The sequence below is a fragment of the Clostridium sp. genome (assembly GCF_050717535.1).
Taxonomy (GTDB): Bacteria; Bacillota; Clostridia; order Clostridiales; family Clostridiaceae; genus Clostridium_AD.
The window spans coordinates 39,738-56,689 of record NZ_JBOITM010000085.1; the positions used below are offsets into that span (position 1 = coordinate 39,738).

Genomic DNA, 16,952 nt, shown 5'->3' on the forward strand with positions numbered 1-16,952 from the left:
AATTAATGCTATATTGTAATTATTATGTATAGACTATAAAATAGCCTGAAAATTATATGCAATATCAAAGCTTTTCTGATATAATCTATTGAGATAGATGTATTGGAAAGGACTTGATATTATGGTACCTTATAGTGATTATGGGAAAAGCAGAAGGCTACTGGAAACTTTTAGATTAATAAAAGCTGGAATAGCCACAACACCAAAAGAAATAGCAGATATATTTGAAACTTCGCCGGATAACATTCATAATTATGTGAAAGAATTAAATGAGGAATGGGAAACGGATATTATATATGATAAGTCAGAAAAAAGTTATAGAGTAAATGATGACGTGGATGTAAATGGGGATGGAATACTAGAGGCCAATAAATATGTACAACCTGTTACAGCAGAGGATGTAAATTTGATATTAGCCTCTCTGGTTCAATCACAAACCTTTATGGAAACAAAAATATCAGTAATAAAAAGTAGTTTACTCGGATTACTCCCTAAAAAAGAAGCTAAAAAATTGACTGAGATGCTTCACTTTGAGAAGACTTCTAATGTTGATCATCAATATATTGAATTTAATATTAAAAACTTAAGCAGGGCAATATCTGATGAGAAAAAAGTAAGCTTTAGTTATAATTCTGCTGTGGGAAATCATAAGACCCACACAATAATACCCTATAGCTTTGCTTGTGAACTTGGGAAGTACTATATTATTGGATATTTAGAAAGAAAAGACTGTCTAATACACTTTAGAATAGACAGAATTTCAAATGTAACTATTTTAAATGAAGAAGGAAAGAGAGACAGCAAATTTAATGTGTATGACTACCTTAAAAGAACCTGGTATATGTATGGTGGAGATGAAACAAGAGTAAAGGTTAAATTTAATAAACGTTGCTATAAGGTAGTAACTGAAAAAAGTTTACTTGAAGGAAGTTTACTTGAGGAGAATGAGGATTATTTTATTTATGAATTTATCTGTAATGGTACATATGGAATAAAACTATGGATTATGGGCTTTGGTGCAGATGCTGAAGTTATAGAACCTGTAGTGCTTAGAGAAGAAATTATAGATAGTGTAAGGAATATGAATAAGGTTTATAGGCTATAAATAAAATTGTATTTAGTGACCCGGACCCAAGCTCTTCATTAAAAGATGAGAACTCTGCATCTTTTAATGAAGAGCTTATTTTTGTATAATGCCCAGAAAGGTATATAATGATTTAAAAAATATTATGGTAAGGAAAATTTTTCTGCCTGCTCCATTGTACAATTATATTATTAGATAGAAATATTAATTACGTAAGGCGCCCAAAAAATAATTCTATCAAGATTTAACTTATAATTTCTAAAATATCTAATAGTGGGGTGAAAGTATTTGGATTACAAAGAAATTGGAAAAGAAAGGCTTATCGAAATAATAGCGGAAAAAGATAAACTTATACTAGAACTTCAAAGCATGAAACTTGAATTGCAACATCAAGCAGGTATGGATTATGTAACTGGAGTATTAAACAGAAGGGCAGGTTTGAAAATTTTAGAGACAACAATTCAGGATGCAGAGGGGCAAGGAGAAAACTTTATAATATGTTTTGCTGATATTGATGATTTCAAAAAGATAAATGACACTTATGGTCATAATCAGGGGGACAAGATTCTAACAGAAATTGGTGATATACTGAGAGTAAATATTAGAAAAACTGATACTGTATTTAGAATAGGTGGTGATGAGTTCATAATTATATTCCCCAAAACAACATTAGAGGTGGCAAGGAGTATTTGTTCGAGGTTATGTATGAATATTTATGAATTGAAGGAAAAGGATAGCAGTAATTACGGCATGGGTCTAAGCTGTGGGTTGTCTGAATATAACCATAACAGCAAAATATCTGCTGGTGAATTAATAAGACGGGCAGATGAGGGGATGTATGCTAGTAAGAGAAGGAAAAAGTAATAGGAAAGAATATTTAAGAAAAGAATGAAAATAGAAATAAAATAATGGAATTACCGGATGAAACTATAGAGATAATAGGAAATGATAAGTCATCTCAGGGGTTTTTACACTTTTGTACAAATAGGAAGCATATCTGTAGGACAGGGGATATATAATTAAGGAAAATATTTATTCTAAATGAAGGAATTTGAAAGTTTGTGTAGAATGTTATTATTTATATAAATTTAACAAAAATATATGTCAGAATTTGAAACTTGTTTTTGGGGATTAGATTCAAAAGTATTGATTTTCTAATTACAAAGCTAAGGGTTTTAGCATGTTAATTTTGTATAATTATTTGAAGCCAATAAAACTAGAAGATGATAAGGAGGATGTTTAAAATGGGATTAATAAAGTTAATTACAAAAATAGGTATTGGAGCAGGTGCAGCAGTAATAGCAGTAACTGCACTACCAATTGCAGGTGCAGTAGGAGCAATTACTGCTACTGGGGCAGGCGTAGCAGCAGTAGTAGGTGGAGTTGCGGCTACCATTGATCATGTAAATGAAAAAAATAAGGATTGAATAAATTGTAGATTGTTATGAATTTAAGGTAAGGCCAAAGCTTGTTTTTACAAATTATGTACAAAAATAGAATATTAAGGTTTTTGGAAGAAGAAAATTAATAAAAAGTAAGTTTGAGAAGATTATAATATAAATTATTGAGATAGGAGGTCTACAAATGCCAAGTCCGAAGGATACGAATGGTCCTGTAGTTAAGACTGGTCCAACAGCAGGTCAAAACAGATCAAGAAATGGAGATGGTGAATGGAGAAAGAAAAGGGATGACGCGGGCAAGCCACGTCCTAAAACTGAGAGTAATAGATAGCATATTAAGAGCAGACGAGCTATATGATAAAACTAGAGATTAATATTTGATAATATTCCTATAATCGTTAATAGATATTGTACAGTTAAGACAAGCAAGCCGTAACCACAAGTTACTGTTTGCTTTATTTATTTTAACTAAACTTATGATACAATACAATTAGAAATAAAGTAAAAATTCCCAATAAAAGTCTATCCCCATAGGAGATGTACCCCATGAATAAGATAATCTATTTTGAAAAACTATTCACCAAAAGAAGAGAGAAACTTATAGAATACTGCTCAGAGCTTCAGAAAAGCGGTAAAAACTTTATTTATATATTACCCTCTAGAGAAGCTATAACAGACGTTAGATATTCACTTATAGAGAAAAACCAAGGAATTATTAATTCATATATTATTACTTTTGATGAACTTGAAGAGCTTATTATAGAACCTTATATAAGTAATGATAGAGTCATATATGAAGAGTTTGAACAGATTTTAATACAAGGTATTTGTAAAAAATCTATAGAAAATCTTACATATTACACGAAGATATGCACTAAGAAAGGCTTTATAGAAGAAATAAGAACTTTTATAAAATCACTAAAAAGGCAAACTGTAACTGAAGATGATTTGTTAAATATAACTAACAATGAAGAAAATGAAATTTTAAAGAGTAAACTAGAAGACATTTATATCATTTATAAAGCTTACAATAAAAGTTTAAGTGATAATAATGTCTATGATATAAATGATATATCGTTAAACGCAGTTAAATTTGCTAGTAGTAGCAGGATTTTTGATGAATTTGATGCAATCATAATAGATGGTTTTATTAACATAGATATGGTTAATTTGGAGCTTATAGATGAAATATCAAAGAGCAAAGATATAGATATCTACGTAAATAGTTCCTTTAGAAATCATCTTATTGAGCCCTTTATAAGAGGTGAGATAGTTAATAAACTTAAGATTATGGATTTTCATATAGTAGAGGATATAGAAGAAGAGTACGAAAGTAATGAAAATATAAAGCAGATATCAAAAATGTTGTACTCAGGAGAAAAGTTGAACATAGATGAAAATCCTAAACAAAATTGTAAGCACGATATAATGCAAAATTCTTGCGAAAAATTTAAATGTATAAAGATAAATAAGTATCCCTGCATAGAATCAGAGGTTAGAGAAATTTCTAGGCAAATTAAAAGATCCTTGATGCTTGGTGATAAGGCTTCAGAGATTGCTGTGTTTGTTAATAAAAGCACTCTTTATTCCTCAATCATTATAAAGATATTTAAGGAGTTTAAGATTCCAGTTGAGATGATATATAAAATCCCTCTTACTGATTCACTAGAGGTTAGAAAAATTATTATGAGTTTTGAAGAAAACAAAGAGGAAAATATAAAATCAGCTTCGCAGTGGCTTAATATACTAGAGGAAAAGTTTTCAGAATATAATGAAATAATTAAAGTTGTATTTTTAAATGGTATGAAGAGTAATTTGTGCTTTGAGGACAAGGTGTTATTAAAAGGCTATGAGGGTTTAAAAAGACTCCACAAGAATTTAAGAAATAATTTTGAACTTTGTAGCATGCTCCAAAATAACATGGAGAGTAGTATATTTGGGGGCTTCTTAAGGGATGCTGCACTAAATTCAACTATAACCATTGAAAATATGAATAGAGATGGTGTTAAAATTTTAAATACTGATCTAGCTAAGGGAGTATTTTATAAGCATGTATACATACTTGGGTTAAATGAAGGAGAAGTACCAAAGGTAGTTCGGAATGCAGGTTTATTCACAGATATGGAAGTAGATAAGCTATATAAACAAGGTATTAATTATAGAAATTATAGATATGAACTCCAGCGGGAAAAAATTAGATTTAATCTAACTCTAGCAGCTGCAAAAGAGAGAATAACACTATCTTATAGAGGCGCAAGTGAGGAGGGTGGGTTTGCAATAGCTTCTTCCTTTGTGGATGAAATTAAATTTTTAACGGGGATTAAAGAAGAAAGAGTTTTAACCATGAGAGATAGGTTCAATATAAATATAAACGAGGTTATGAGTGAATTAGAATTAAAAACAGTTGTTCTAAAGGATATATTCGAGAAATATTATAAAGGTTTTACTGATATGAATATAGAAAAGAAAATATCCTTTGCTGAGGAATTTGAAGTAAATATAGTGGATTATTATGCAAAGTGCTTTGTGGAATATCATAGAGAAGTGCAGGTGGACTATAATAATTACGAGGGATGGATTGGCAGTGAGTATGCTCAAGGCACGTGTGAATATTTTAAACCTTCAGCAGTAGGATCATATTTCAGATGCCCTTATCAATATTTTATGCAACAAATTTTTGAAATTAGGGATGTGGAAGAGAGTGAGGATGAGTTTAATAATCTTGAAATAGGGACCTTTTATCATGAAATTTTAAAAAGATATTATGAAAATTCAACAATAGAGGAACTTTACTTGTTGGATAATGGAAAAATAGATTTGGTATTTAATGAGGACAAGTTTAATAATATATTTGATGATGAAGCCCAAAATCTTAGAGTGTTAGACATAGAGGATGATGTGAAAGAAACCATCCTGGATCGTTTTAAAAATATATTGAAGAGTTTTCTAGAACTTGATGTTAAAAGAATGAAAAAATATTTGAAGGATACAAAAAATATTCTTGTCCCATTTTTAATAGAAGAAAAAATTAAAGAGAAAGAGGCCTTTGGAATACCTATTTCCTGCGTGGTGGATAGGGTTGATTTGGAATTTGAATATGTGGGTAATCAGTGGATGGCTACAGGTAAATATATGGTATATGATTACAAGAAGCGTTCAATTTCAGATATTGAAGCAATACTAGGAAGAGAGGATTGTCAAATTGTGATCTACTATTATATGGTGGAATACATTTTGAAAAACAGATTTGGTAAGCTATTTAAAAACAGACAATTAGACTGCATGGGGCTTATTTATTTGAGCATAGAAAATCAAAATAAGACAGGCCTAGTTAAAGAAGGCTTATATAGAACTGAGTACAAAGCTTCAACTGATTTTGGAAGAAAGCACTTTGATGTAAATAAAGATATGTTTAATATACTAACTAAGTATGTTAGAGATTTAGTAATAGAGGCAGCCAGTGATATAAAAGAGGGCAAATTTAACTACAAGTCTAATTGTAGTTGCTTTGATGGAAAAAGTTTTGGTGGCTATAGTTGCTCGTTTAAGAATGTATGCAGGTATAACAAGAATAAGCTATTATTACAAAATACAGCTTGCATGGGAGGTACCGCAGATGCACATTAAAGAAAAGTTTAGTTTTGCTAAGTTCTTTGGACTAAATAAGGAGCAAAGTGAGGCTGTGGATGTTGAAAAAAATATATCCCTTTCGGCAGGAGCAGGCTCTGGTAAAACAAGAGTTTTAACTAGCAGATTTTTAACACTACTAGATAGTGGTACTTCCATAGATGAAATTGTAGCTATAACCTTTACTGAAAAAGCTGCACTAGAGATGAAAAGTAGGATTCGGAGTGGAATACTGGATAAGATTGCAATAGAAAACAAACAAAATATGGCATTATGGCAGCAGCAGTTAGACAATTTAAACAGAGCTAATATTACTACTATACATAGCTTTGCTGCAACAATCGTTAGAGAAAATGCTGCATTTTTGGGTATTGATTTTAATTTTGGCATAATAAATCAAATTCAAAAGAGTGTATTTTTAAAAGATAAGCTTAATGAAATAATTGTCACCATGTTCTCAGATGAAAATTATAGTGAAGAAGTTAATAATCTTTATAATTCCTTTGGGCAAAAATATGTAGATGAACAATTAAACACTGATATATTAAAGCTCAGAGAAGATATAGCTGAATCCAGTGAGAATATTCATGAAATTTTGGAAAAAGCCAAAATGGATAAGCTATCTAGTTTTATTTTAGAAATAGTTAAAGAATTAGATGAGTGCTATTATCAGTACAAGCTCTCAAAAGATGTGCTGGATTTTGGAGATCTTCAGAAGAAGGCCTTTGAAATATTAGAAAGTAAGCTTATGTGTAATAATTATAAGCACAGGTACAAGAACTTTTTAGTGGATGAATTCCAGGATACCAATGAACTTCAGAGAAAAATATTATACAAACTTACTGCAGATGAGAACGGAAAATTAATTGCAAAAAAACTCTTTGTAGTTGGAGATTTTAAGCAGGCTATTTATGGTTTTAGGGGAACGGATTCTACTATATTTAAAAGAGTATCTGAGGATATGGGGAAAAGTGGATTAAAGTCTCTTAATATATGTTATAGAAGTGAGCCGGAGATTATAAAGGGTATAAACGAAATATTTCAGCATCTTATTGAGAATTATCAACCTCTTAAGCATAAAGATGAGGATAAAAATAAGGTAGAATTAGAAACTGCAATAACAACTATAAAATCAAATAAAACAGAAAAGAGAATAAGTATAGTTACCTATAGTGGTGAAAAATCTGGCGATACTGACCTAGTAAAAAAGGCAAAGGCAATTATAAAGGATAAAAGGGGAATAGAAGAATTTAGTGTAGTTCTAAATGAAATAAAAGAGAGCTTTGGAGTGATTACCGAAAAGCCATCTAGTGGAGCGGAAGCAGTAATAAAGTCAATAAAACACTTGAGAGATAAGGGGCTAAACTTTAAAGATATCTGTATACTTGTACGAAGTCGCGGGATAGTTCCAGATATTGAAGAGCAGCTTTGTAAATACAAAATACCATATTGTATAATAGGTGGAACTGGTTTTTTTGACAAGAGTGAGACAAAGAACATATTGAATTTATATGAGCTTGCTGTTAAGGGGTTTAATGAAAAACAGACAGACCAACAGCTAATTGTGCTATTATCAGTACTGAAAAGTCCAATGTTTGAGCTTCCAGACGATGTGCTTTTAAAAGTAAGACAAAAACAACTATCAATGGAGGATATATCTTATGTTGAGGCTATGAAAAGCGTAGCGCAGGAGCTTTCTGATGATTATCAAAAGACTAGTCTTATTAAGTCTTATGGGTATTTAAAAGAGTTGGAAGCTACAGCAAAAAAAATGAGCGTTGTAAGAATATTAGAGAGTATAATAGAAGGCCGCGGAATTAAAGAAATATATCTTGCAAAAAAGGATGGAGCGCAAAAGCTAAGAAATATAGAAAAACTTTTGAAACTTGCAGAGCAGTACGACAATGAAGAATTTTTTAGTAACCAGGAATTTATAGAATATATTGAGTATCTTAATGACAACAATAATAATGAAGCTGAGGCGGCACTTGATACAGAAGATTCAGAGGCGATAAAGATAATGACAATACATGCTTCAAAAGGACTTGAATTTGAGTCCATCATTGTGCCAAGTATTGAAAGAAATGTTATCAGTTTAAGCAAAAGTCAAAATAATAAAGTAGGTTTTATGCACTATAAAGATGCTATACTATCAAGATATAACATGAGTGGAGAAGTGTGCAGTGAATTTATTGATGCTCTAAATGAAAAATTAACAAAAGAAATCCATGAAGAAATAAGAATACTATATGTGGCTATGACCAGAGCCAAACAGTACATTGTACTCACAGGTAAAGAGGAGGAGTATGATGGAAACTTTAAATTAAGTGAGGAAAACCTAGTAGAGAATTTAAACACTTATGAAAAAATGATAAAATATGCAACACTAGCAGGTAGAGCAAATTTAGACACAATTGCATTTATGAGCTCAGAAGATCTTGTGCAAATTCAGGTGCAGGAACACAATATAGTGGAAGATGCTCTACTGGATGAAGCGGACATAAAAAATAGGATTTTATTTAAACCACAAATAAAGCCAAGAAACTATGCCAGTGCTTCTAAATACATGAGTTACAGTAGCTGCCCTAGAAAATATTATTATGAAAATATTTTAGGGGGAAGATACGAGGATTACACCAAAACACTTGAAATAAAATTACAAGAGAAAACAGTTGATGTAGCAAGTGGGATAGATGTAATAGAGCAGATTGAAAATAAATCTGAAACTAGCAATCTGGAAATTGAGAAAAGTACAGCAGATAGTTTAATAGTGGGAAATAGAGTAAAAGCAACAGATAAAGGAGTAATTGTTCATAAGGTTTTAGAACATATGGATAAGCAGGGTAGCAGAGATTATGAGACTTATATTCAGGATATTTTAGATAAGACTTATTTAGAAGATGAAGAGAAATTAGTTCAGGATGACGACCCAACGGAAGAAGTGGATATTAAGAAAAATTATAGAGCCGAGGTAGAAGTACTAAGAAACGAAATAAACACCTTCGTAAATAACTATTTGGAAATAGAAGAGAAAGAAAATAGTAAATGTAGCTATGGAGAACTGATAAAAAGCAGTAGCGAAGTATCCTATCTTCTTGCACCACTTTTAGATAAAAAAATGATGATAAATGGGTTTATTGACAGGTTAAAGCTATATAAAAAAGGTGACAAGCGAATTGCTGTAATAATTGACTATAAAACCAACAAAATAAGTGGCGAATATAACGCAGAGCATTTCAAAGAAGTATACTCTGATCAATTAATGATATATGGGAAAGCGGTAAAGGAACTACTACGAGTTGATGAGATAATTCTAAAACTATACCTGCTGCATTCAGGAGAAGTGGTTTCTATTGAATATGATGAAAACAAGGTAACTAAGCTTATGAAGACTATGGATGAAGGCTTCTATAAAATGAACACTGTAGTGGGATTGGAAGATTATGCGAAGGCTGAAAGTGAACAATGTGCTTGGTGTAAGTATAGAGAAGGTTGTTTGTAGGGGATTTTATTTAAAATGTTATAGAAGGAAAATTTTTTCCTTTGGCCAATGGTACTATGTAAATAGAATTACAGAAAAATATTTTAGGAGGAACTAAAATGAAATTTGGAATAAGAAAACCAAGCTTGAAGAAAATGATTAGCAGCAGGACGAGTCCCAAGAGAATAATAAAGAATAGCTTAGGTTTAAGAGCACCACGTGGATTTGGCTGGATTACAAATCCTAAAAAAGCTGCTTATAATCGTGTATATAATCGTACTAGTTTTAGTATTTTTGATATATTAAAGAAACTTTTCAAATAATAACAAAGGGTTATGAGAATATTGTAATGAGTTTAGAACGATGAGAAAATGGGTCGTTGTTTATAATGCAATGCTTGGTTATAATATATTATAAGAGAAGAAAAATACTGACTTAATTATGGAGGAGTTATATGGGAAAAATAGATTTGATAAACTTAGCAAATAAATATTTGAAAAATGAAGAATCTAATTTTACTGGGTATTTAATGTATAAGGACCAAAAAGTAGCTGAAATAAAAGACACAGAGTTTGTAAAATCTTTGGATGACAATTTATTACCAGTAATAATGATAAATAAGAATGCAGGATCCTTAGAAGTGTGGCTACAAACTAGAGTAATAGATACTCATAGGACTAATTCAAGGCAGGTAAGGCGTAGATTAAGTGTTAGGTCAGAGGTTCCTAAGGAAATAGTTATTAAAGCTAGAGCTATATGTATTACAGATAGCTATTGGTTAAAATGGATAAATGAAGATATAACTTATAAAGAAGTAAGAAGTAGGTTATCTGATGGGCTAAATACTGTTGCTTTATACGGCAATGCTTCAGAAATAAATTTTAAAGATCTAGATATAAGTCCTGAATTAACCAACATCGGGAGTTTTGAGAAGTGCTGGAAGCTTATTGAGGGATGTTGGTATATGATAAAAAAGGGTACTTATAAGGAAAATTTTGCGGAAGTATTAATAGCAAACATTGCTATTAATCTTGGATTTGATGCGGTTAAATATGAAGCTATTGAAGATGGTGTATTAGTTAAGTGTAAAGACTTTACTAATAATGGAGAAGTCGACTTCGAGCCAATGTTCAGCTTTGTTCGCGATTATTGGGAAATAGATGATTCTATAAGTATTATAAAAGAACTTGGTTACATAGAAGAGTTCTTGAACATTACATTTATGGATGCGCTGTGCTATAACATAGATAGACATACATTTAACTTTGGAATATTAAGAAAGGATGGAGAACCAGTAGGACTTGCACCAAATTTTGATAATAATTTAGGCTTATCAGGAGTTCTTAATAATAGTGGTTTAGAAAGTACATGGTATTCAACATCATTTACAAGAAATAATTATAAGCCAATATTAGATGAGTATAATTATAATGTACCTAAGATTGATTTAGAAGAGATAAAAGTAATTATAAATAATACATTAAAAGGATTTCCGTCGTTACAGTCGGAATCTGGATTTAGTGAAGTTGTATTTAAGATAATAAAAAATAATTATGAAGAACTATTGAAGTAAGAAAATTAGAAGAGCCTGAGTATTTTTATTTGAGAGAAGTGAATAAAGCATTGTCAAAAATAAAATAGTTGAAAAAGAAAAAAGAAACATCGTATGCGTGAGACTTATAAGAATAAGATTAAGGATGTATTCTTTCCCAAAAGTATGAAATATCTAGGAGCAGACATATATAATATGTCTGCTATGTTAATTTTAAACATATTTGTTAGCTGGGTATTGATAAACATGTAGGAAGAAAAGGGGAAAATTGGTTTGGATGTGATATAATATAAAAGCAATATTCTGCAAGGAGGAAAAAATGTATGATAGGTAAATTACTTTTAAATAGATATGAATTATTAGAGAAAATTGGCGAGGGTGGCATGGGGACTGTCTATAAAGCAAAGTGCCATTTATTAAATAGATTTGTTGCTGTAAAGATATTAAAAGCAGAGTTAAATGATGATGAAGAGTTTGTTGGTAGGTTTAAAAAGGAAGCTACATCTATTGCCAGATTGTCACATCCCAACATAGTGAATGTTCATGATGCCTCTGAAGAAGAACATATTAATTTTATAGTTATGGAATATATTGATGGTAAAACATTAAAGAGTGTAATAAAGGAAAATGGCAGACTTAGCTCAGTGGAGACAGTAGATATAGCTTTTCAAGTAGCAAAAGCACTTGAGTGTGCACATAAAAACAAGATAATTCATCGAGATATAAAACCCGATAATATTATGATAATGGAAGATAATATGGTTAAGGTTATGGATTTTGGAATAGCTAAAGTTGACGATTCAAAAACTGCAACCAATGCTAATGGTATTATGGGCACAGTACGTTATCTTTCTCCAGAACAAGCAAAAGGAAATATTGCAGATTGTAGAACAGATATATATTCCTTAGGTATTGTGATGTATGAAATGGTAACAGGGAAAGTACCTTATAATGCAGAAAGTGCTATTTCCATAGCTATGATGCATATCCAAGAACCTGTTATTCCACCAAAAGAAATTATTAGTGATATACCTGAAAATATAAACGCAGTAATTGTGAAATGCATGGAAAAAGAGCCCAATAAAAGATATCAAACAGCTAGGGAAGTGGCGGATGTTTTAGAGAAAATCAAGGAACATTCTAATTTTGAAACTGAAATGTATAGTGGTCAAGACGATGCTACAATGTTTATGGGCGCAGTAGTGGGCTTAGATATACCAAATGATTTTACAACACTTATGAGTGAACCTTCAGAAGACGAAATCACAATGATGAATACAGATAAAGAAGTATTATCTACAAAAAAGAAACTAAGTAAGAAAAAAAAGGCAATGATAATTATATCATCACTTATTTTGGTTATGATTGTTGGAGTTCTAGGGAAACTTCTATCTAATGGGAAGTCTACTAAAAATCAAACTCCTATTGTAAAGACTACAACCACAGCAGAACCAGTAATCGAAAAGAAAATGGTGCCATCACTTATTGGAAATACTCAAGATGTTGCAGAGCAAACTGTTGCTACTAATGGATTTATTCTTGGTAATATAACAAATAATTATAGCGACAGTATTGAAAAGGGATTAGTTATTAGTCAAACACCTGTGGTAAATACATCCTATGAAAAGGGTGGTAAAATAGCTTTAGTAATAAGCCAAGGTAAGAAAATTGTCCAGGCTACTAGTGTACAAGTAAAACCAGCACCAGCACCAAAAAAACCAGCACCACCAGCAAAGAAAGAAAAAGATGTGAAGAAGCATAAACACTAGTGCTTTCTGAAGAAATACCTGTAAGCAGTGAGGTCAGTGTAGTGTATAACACCATATTTTTATAAAAAAGATTAAATTAAGGGTATTCTAGGTATGATCTAAAGATTAGAATCTCTTGTTTATTGTTGGAATTTTAGGATTAACATTTGGTGTTAAAAAAAGGAATAGGACAATTATGATTATTTCTGTAGTTACTTTTATAATTATAATTGCATTTACATTGTTTTTAATATTTATCATAATACCTGCAATGTAGTTAAATATAAAGTTTATATTTTTTAATCTTCATATGTGGCATCATAATATAAGAAATCAAATTCCTTATACTTGAAATTTATGTTATAATTAGTATAAAAATAATCTGAAATTTAGTATATACTTGTAAAAGTTTATGAATTAAAATTATTTTAAGGAGATGGTTATATCAGTTAGTCAGGATTTTGATGCAAGAATAATTGAATCGAAGTTAACAGCTTTTGGTATACCCTCATTAAAAAAATGTAAAGGTATTGATGGTATTTATGGGTTTCCAGGTAATTCTGAATTTGATATATACGTACCTTCTAAGTTACTTGATAATGCAAGAGACATAATTGATAATCAGAATAAATAAATAAATTACGTGGCTAAAGTCGTAAATTACATTGGGCTAAGGCCATTTAATATTATGACACTTTTGCCTATAATTGTAATATAAATATTGACATTAAGCAATTTTGTTGATATAGTTTTACTCATATAATAATACTGTGAAGAGAAGAAGTAGAAATCATAGGTTTTCAACAGAAAGTTACCGGTTGATGAGAGGTGCAGAAAACAGATTTTGAATACGTCTCTGAGTAGCGAACTGAAAGGATTTTATATCTTAGTAGGCTTCTGACGGGTGCGACCGTTACATCGCTAAGGTATAAGTGCTTTAGCACCGTACCTTATGAGGTTTACACAGTGATGTGTAAACAAAACCGAGGTGGTAACACGCGAGCAAAGCTCATGTCCTCTGCATAATGCAGAGGACATGAGCTTTTTTATATTTTTTATATTCTTATTTATATGTTAAATTTAATAGTGAGTGGTTGCCAAAACTTAATTTTGAAGATGTACTAAAACTTGCAGGAAAGGTTACAGTTGCAAGAATACTTGAAAGAGATGATTTTGAAAAACGGTACAAAAACAACGAACCTATTGGTCTTCATGAATTTTTTTATCCCTTGATGCAAGCATATGATTCAGTACAATTAAAGGCAGATATTGAAATGGGAGGAACAGACCAAACTTTTAATATTCTTATGGGACGTACTATGCAAAAGGATTACGGCCTTGAGAGTCAAGTAGCCTTGTTTATGCCATTACTTGAGGGTACAGATGGATTTCAAAAAATGAGCAAGAGTTTAGGAAATTATATTGGTATATATGAGGATGCAGTTTCGATTTATCAAAAGACAATGTCTATTCCAGATAACCTTATTATTAAATACTTTGAACTTGCAACGGATATTCATCCAGATGAGATAGAAGTGCTCAAATTAGAACTTAAGAAACCCAAAACAAACCCGCGTGATGTTAAAATGCGTCTAGCTAAAGAAATAACAATATTATATTGTGGTATATTGGAAGCAGAAGCTGCAGAGGAACATTTTAAGACTGTGTTTCAAAAGAATCGTATTCCAAAGGATATAGATGAGCTTATTCTGACTCCAGATTGTTTTACACAAAAGGGTGAAATTGACCTAATAAAGGTTATTGTTAAAAGTGGAATTGCTAGTAGTAATAACGAAGCTAGACGACTTATTGCCCAAAATGCTGTGAAAATAGATGGTGAAAAACTTAATGATTCTGTAATGAAAAATCCAGATAATAGTTTTGTTATCCAAGTTGGAAAAGCGAAATTTATTAAAGTAAAAAGTGCTTAAGCAACTTTTACCATATAGAATATATTTTAAAAAATTTAGGAGGCGGTAAAATGAAATACACTATAAAACCAGAGGTGTTTGAACTTAATCCCAATCTTCGTTTTGGGATAATTATTGCAGAGGAACTCATGAATACAGAAACCTTACCAAAGGAAACCGAAAGGCTTAGAAATGCAGAGAAAAATGTGAGGGAAATAATAAAGCCGGAAGAACTTAAAACTCAACCCATAATTAAGGGGTATAGGCTTGTACTTCAAAATGCAGGCATAAATCCAAATAAATTTGTAAATTCCATGGAAGCTATGATGAAAAGGGTGCTTAAAGGTGGCCAGCTTCCTACAATAAACTCCTTAGTAGACCTGTGCAATGCAATATCAATAGAGAACCAGGTTTCATTAGGAGGACATGATTTAGCTGATATTGAGGATGACCTTTCCGTAGGTTTTACTAAGGGAACCGAGAAATTTCTTCCTTTTGGAGCAGAGGAATATGAACCAGTAGAGGCAGGAGAACTTGTTTTTACCAGCGGTGAAGTCGTACAAACAAGAAAATGGGTATGGCGTCAAAGTGAATTGGGAAAGATGACACTTAATACTCATAATGTATTTTTTCAGTTGGTAGGTTTTGACGATGCTCCAGATAGTCCGCTTATAAAATCATTGGATGCCTTAGAAGAGATTCTTAAGCAAAAATTCAAGGGCACCTATAAAAGATATATTGTTAAACCTGAGAACCCGGAGATAGAGTTTTAAAAAAATACCTTTTCACACTGGTTTAATTTATAAGCCACATTAAAGAATCATAGGAGTTATCTAAGATTTAGAATATTTTTACATTGTATTTCAATAAAATGGCCTTAGATTGTAAGGCCATAGGTGAGAGAACTATTGATTTTTTTTAACATCGCAAGTTGAAATCCCTAAGATGTCATAACTAGGGCAATAACGAATTGAGCCTGTTATTATCGGTACGAGGCCAATAATCCCCCACCAACTTTTGAAGTATAAACCTATAAGAACGATTAATATGCCGATCAAAATTCTAATAGTTTGATCGGTTTTACCAACATTACATTTCACTTAAATCACCTCAAAGATATTTTGTCCAATATCTTTGAATTTAATGTAAATAAGTAAATAAATTCAATATAAAATAGATAACGGGAGTTGATTATCGATGAACAGGAAGCTGCTAGTGGGATTCATTGAGGGAGTAAACTTGTTTTAAAGATTGCTAATCGCACATAAAAGAAAATTAGTTTTTATGGGATCAATTTCTGAAGCCAAGTCTATTTAAAGTGCGTCGCACTGGCATTTTTGACTACATAAATGATAAAAAAAATGAGGGATATTTATATTGAAATCTATAACATATGAATGCACATATGGTTATTAGTGTTTTAAATAGGAATAAGTGGTATGATTAAACAAATGGCTAGTGTAAAAATTGTAAAATATGGTGGTGCTAGAAAATGGAAAGCAATTTCTTCGTAAAAGAGTAAATTAATTAGAATATATCTATTGTTATTATAGGGGTGGGTGAAAAAAATCTTGAAAAAATTATCTAAAAGGACGTATATTATAATTGCAATTTGTACTATTACTATTATATATTTTATAGGAATTAATAATTATAGAAAACCAATTACATTACACAAAACATTTAGTAATGTAACCGTGTCAAAATCAAGTATTAAGAAAATAGAAAAAATTGAAATGAATTCTAAAATATATAAGGGTATATATAAAGGTTCTATAATTGACGTTAATCTTCATTTCACAAACCGTATAGAAGGTGAAATTATTATAGACGGTAAGGAGTATAGATTTAATGGGTATACAGGGAAATCCAAGCTTACCAATATACTTGGTGATGTATATGAAAAAAATCAAAATGATTCAGCTGTATTTTGGTTTAAAATGAAAGATTTAGATTCCATGGAACTAATACGAGTTGATGGTTCTGATAAGTCTGGTAAGTCTGATTATATAATAGAGGCGATTTAAATTTAGAGGTGACGGTATATTTTTATATAGTTTAGTAGTCATAAACTTACGATACTTTGTTTTATTTGTTTCGAGTTTATTGTAGGGGTGGCTACTGCAGGTATATATTATGCATTTGTAAAA

General features: G+C 31.1%; 13 protein-coding genes, 1 pseudogene and 1 other annotated feature. Of the genes and pseudogenes, 13 read left to right on the top strand and 1 reads right to left on the bottom strand.

Going from position 1 to position 16,952, the window contains the following annotated elements; genetic code table 11:
* Positions 1-97 precede the first annotated feature (97 nt).
* From ACREVU_RS18285 to ACREVU_RS18340, 12 genes and pseudogenes are all read left to right on the top strand, one after another.
* Positions 98-1,105: a helix-turn-helix transcriptional regulator gene (locus ACREVU_RS18285; RefSeq protein WP_431553033.1), complete on the top strand. Its 1,008-nt coding sequence runs from the start codon at positions 98-100 to the stop codon at positions 1,103-1,105.
* A 267-nt stretch (positions 1,106-1,372) separates the two neighbouring features.
* Positions 1,373-1,948 carry a GGDEF domain-containing protein gene (locus ACREVU_RS18290; protein WP_431553034.1) on the top strand — a complete coding sequence of 192 codons (576 nt, stop codon included), beginning with the start codon at positions 1,373-1,375 and terminating at the stop codon, positions 1,946-1,948.
* A gap of 380 nt (positions 1,949-2,328) precedes the next feature.
* Positions 2,329-2,511, top strand: coding sequence for a hypothetical protein (locus ACREVU_RS18295; protein WP_216160605.1), 183 nt, complete (start codon positions 2,329-2,331; stop codon positions 2,509-2,511).
* A 157-nt stretch (positions 2,512-2,668) separates the two neighbouring features.
* A complete protein-coding gene (locus ACREVU_RS18300; RefSeq protein ID WP_431553035.1) occupies positions 2,669-2,815 on the top strand; it encodes a hypothetical protein in 147 nt (48 codons plus the stop codon).
* Between the two features lie 215 nt (positions 2,816-3,030).
* Complete coding sequence (locus ACREVU_RS18305) at positions 3,031-6,111, top strand: PD-(D/E)XK nuclease family protein (protein ID WP_431553036.1); 3,081 nt, start codon at positions 3,031-3,033, stop codon at positions 6,109-6,111.
* Positions 5,996-9,613 (top strand): UvrD-helicase domain-containing protein, encoded by a 3,618-nt coding sequence (locus ACREVU_RS18310; RefSeq protein WP_431553058.1) that lies wholly within the window; start codon positions 5,996-5,998, stop codon positions 9,611-9,613. Before ACREVU_RS18305 ends, ACREVU_RS18310 begins: the two co-directional genes overlap by 116 nt.
* Positions 9,614-9,711: 98 nt before the next feature.
* Positions 9,712-9,915, top strand: a complete 204-nt coding sequence (locus ACREVU_RS18315) for a hypothetical protein (protein ID WP_216160593.1) — start codon at positions 9,712-9,714, stop codon at positions 9,913-9,915.
* Positions 9,916-10,046: 131 nt separating this feature from the next.
* Complete coding sequence (locus tag ACREVU_RS18320; RefSeq protein ID WP_431553037.1) at positions 10,047-11,165, top strand: HipA domain-containing protein; 1,119 nt, start codon at positions 10,047-10,049, stop codon at positions 11,163-11,165.
* Between the two features lie 302 nt (positions 11,166-11,467).
* Positions 11,468-12,913: a Stk1 family PASTA domain-containing Ser/Thr kinase gene (pknB, locus tag ACREVU_RS18325; RefSeq protein WP_431553038.1), complete on the top strand. Its 1,446-nt coding sequence runs from the start codon at positions 11,468-11,470 to the stop codon at positions 12,911-12,913.
* Positions 12,914-13,328: 415 nt separating this feature from the next.
* Complete coding sequence (locus ACREVU_RS18330; protein WP_431553039.1) at positions 13,329-13,526, top strand: hypothetical protein; 198 nt, start codon at positions 13,329-13,331, stop codon at positions 13,524-13,526.
* A gap of 127 nt (positions 13,527-13,653) precedes the next feature.
* Positions 13,654-13,914, top strand: a binding site (T-box leader).
* A 51-nt stretch (positions 13,915-13,965) separates the two neighbouring features.
* Positions 13,966-14,823: pseudogene (tyrS, locus tag ACREVU_RS18335) on the top strand (tyrosine--tRNA ligase); the annotation flags it as partial.
* Positions 14,824-14,873: 50 nt separating this feature from the next.
* Positions 14,874-15,575 carry a B3/B4 domain-containing protein gene (locus ACREVU_RS18340; protein ID WP_431553040.1) on the top strand — a complete coding sequence of 234 codons (702 nt, stop codon included), beginning with the start codon at positions 14,874-14,876 and terminating at the stop codon, positions 15,573-15,575.
* Positions 15,576-15,707: 132 nt separating this feature from the next.
* On the opposite strand, the gene ACREVU_RS18345 is transcribed toward ACREVU_RS18340, so the two are convergent.
* On the bottom strand, positions 15,708-15,902 hold the full coding sequence (locus ACREVU_RS18345) for a YgaP family membrane protein (RefSeq protein WP_431553041.1): 195 nt from the start codon (positions 15,900-15,902) through the stop codon (positions 15,708-15,710).
* Positions 15,903-16,373: 471 nt separating this feature from the next.
* Between ACREVU_RS18345 and ACREVU_RS18350 the strand changes: the two genes are divergently transcribed.
* On the top strand, positions 16,374-16,829 hold the full coding sequence (locus ACREVU_RS18350) for a hypothetical protein (RefSeq protein WP_431553042.1): 456 nt from the start codon (positions 16,374-16,376) through the stop codon (positions 16,827-16,829).
* The last annotated feature ends 123 nt before the right edge of the window (positions 16,830-16,952 follow it).

What these genes read in the sequence shown, in the direction of transcription:
- ACREVU_RS18300 (WP_431553035.1), top strand. Translation starts at nt 2,669, where the DNA reads ATGCCAAGTCCGAAGGATACGAATGGTCCTGTAGTTAAGACTGGTCCA.
- ACREVU_RS18320 (WP_431553037.1), top strand. Translation starts at nt 10,047, where the DNA reads ATGGGAAAAATAGATTTGATAAACTTAGCAAATAAATATTTGAAAAAT.
- ACREVU_RS18315 (WP_216160593.1), top strand. Translation starts at nt 9,712, where the DNA reads ATGAAATTTGGAATAAGAAAACCAAGCTTGAAGAAAATGATTAGCAGC.
- ACREVU_RS18330 (WP_431553039.1), top strand. Translation starts at nt 13,329, where the DNA reads ATGGTTATATCAGTTAGTCAGGATTTTGATGCAAGAATAATTGAATCG.
- ACREVU_RS18295 (WP_216160605.1), top strand. Translation starts at nt 2,329, where the DNA reads ATGGGATTAATAAAGTTAATTACAAAAATAGGTATTGGAGCAGGTGCA.
- ACREVU_RS18305 (WP_431553036.1), top strand. Translation starts at nt 3,031, where the DNA reads ATGAATAAGATAATCTATTTTGAAAAACTATTCACCAAAAGAAGAGAG.
- pknB (WP_431553038.1), top strand. Translation starts at nt 11,468, where the DNA reads ATGATAGGTAAATTACTTTTAAATAGATATGAATTATTAGAGAAAATT.
- ACREVU_RS18285 (WP_431553033.1), top strand. Translation starts at nt 98, where the DNA reads ATGTATTGGAAAGGACTTGATATTATGGTACCTTATAGTGATTATGGG.
- ACREVU_RS18340 (WP_431553040.1), top strand. Translation starts at nt 14,874, where the DNA reads ATGAAATACACTATAAAACCAGAGGTGTTTGAACTTAATCCCAATCTT.
- ACREVU_RS18310 (WP_431553058.1), top strand. Translation starts at nt 5,996, where the DNA reads ATGGAAAAAGTTTTGGTGGCTATAGTTGCTCGTTTAAGAATGTATGCA.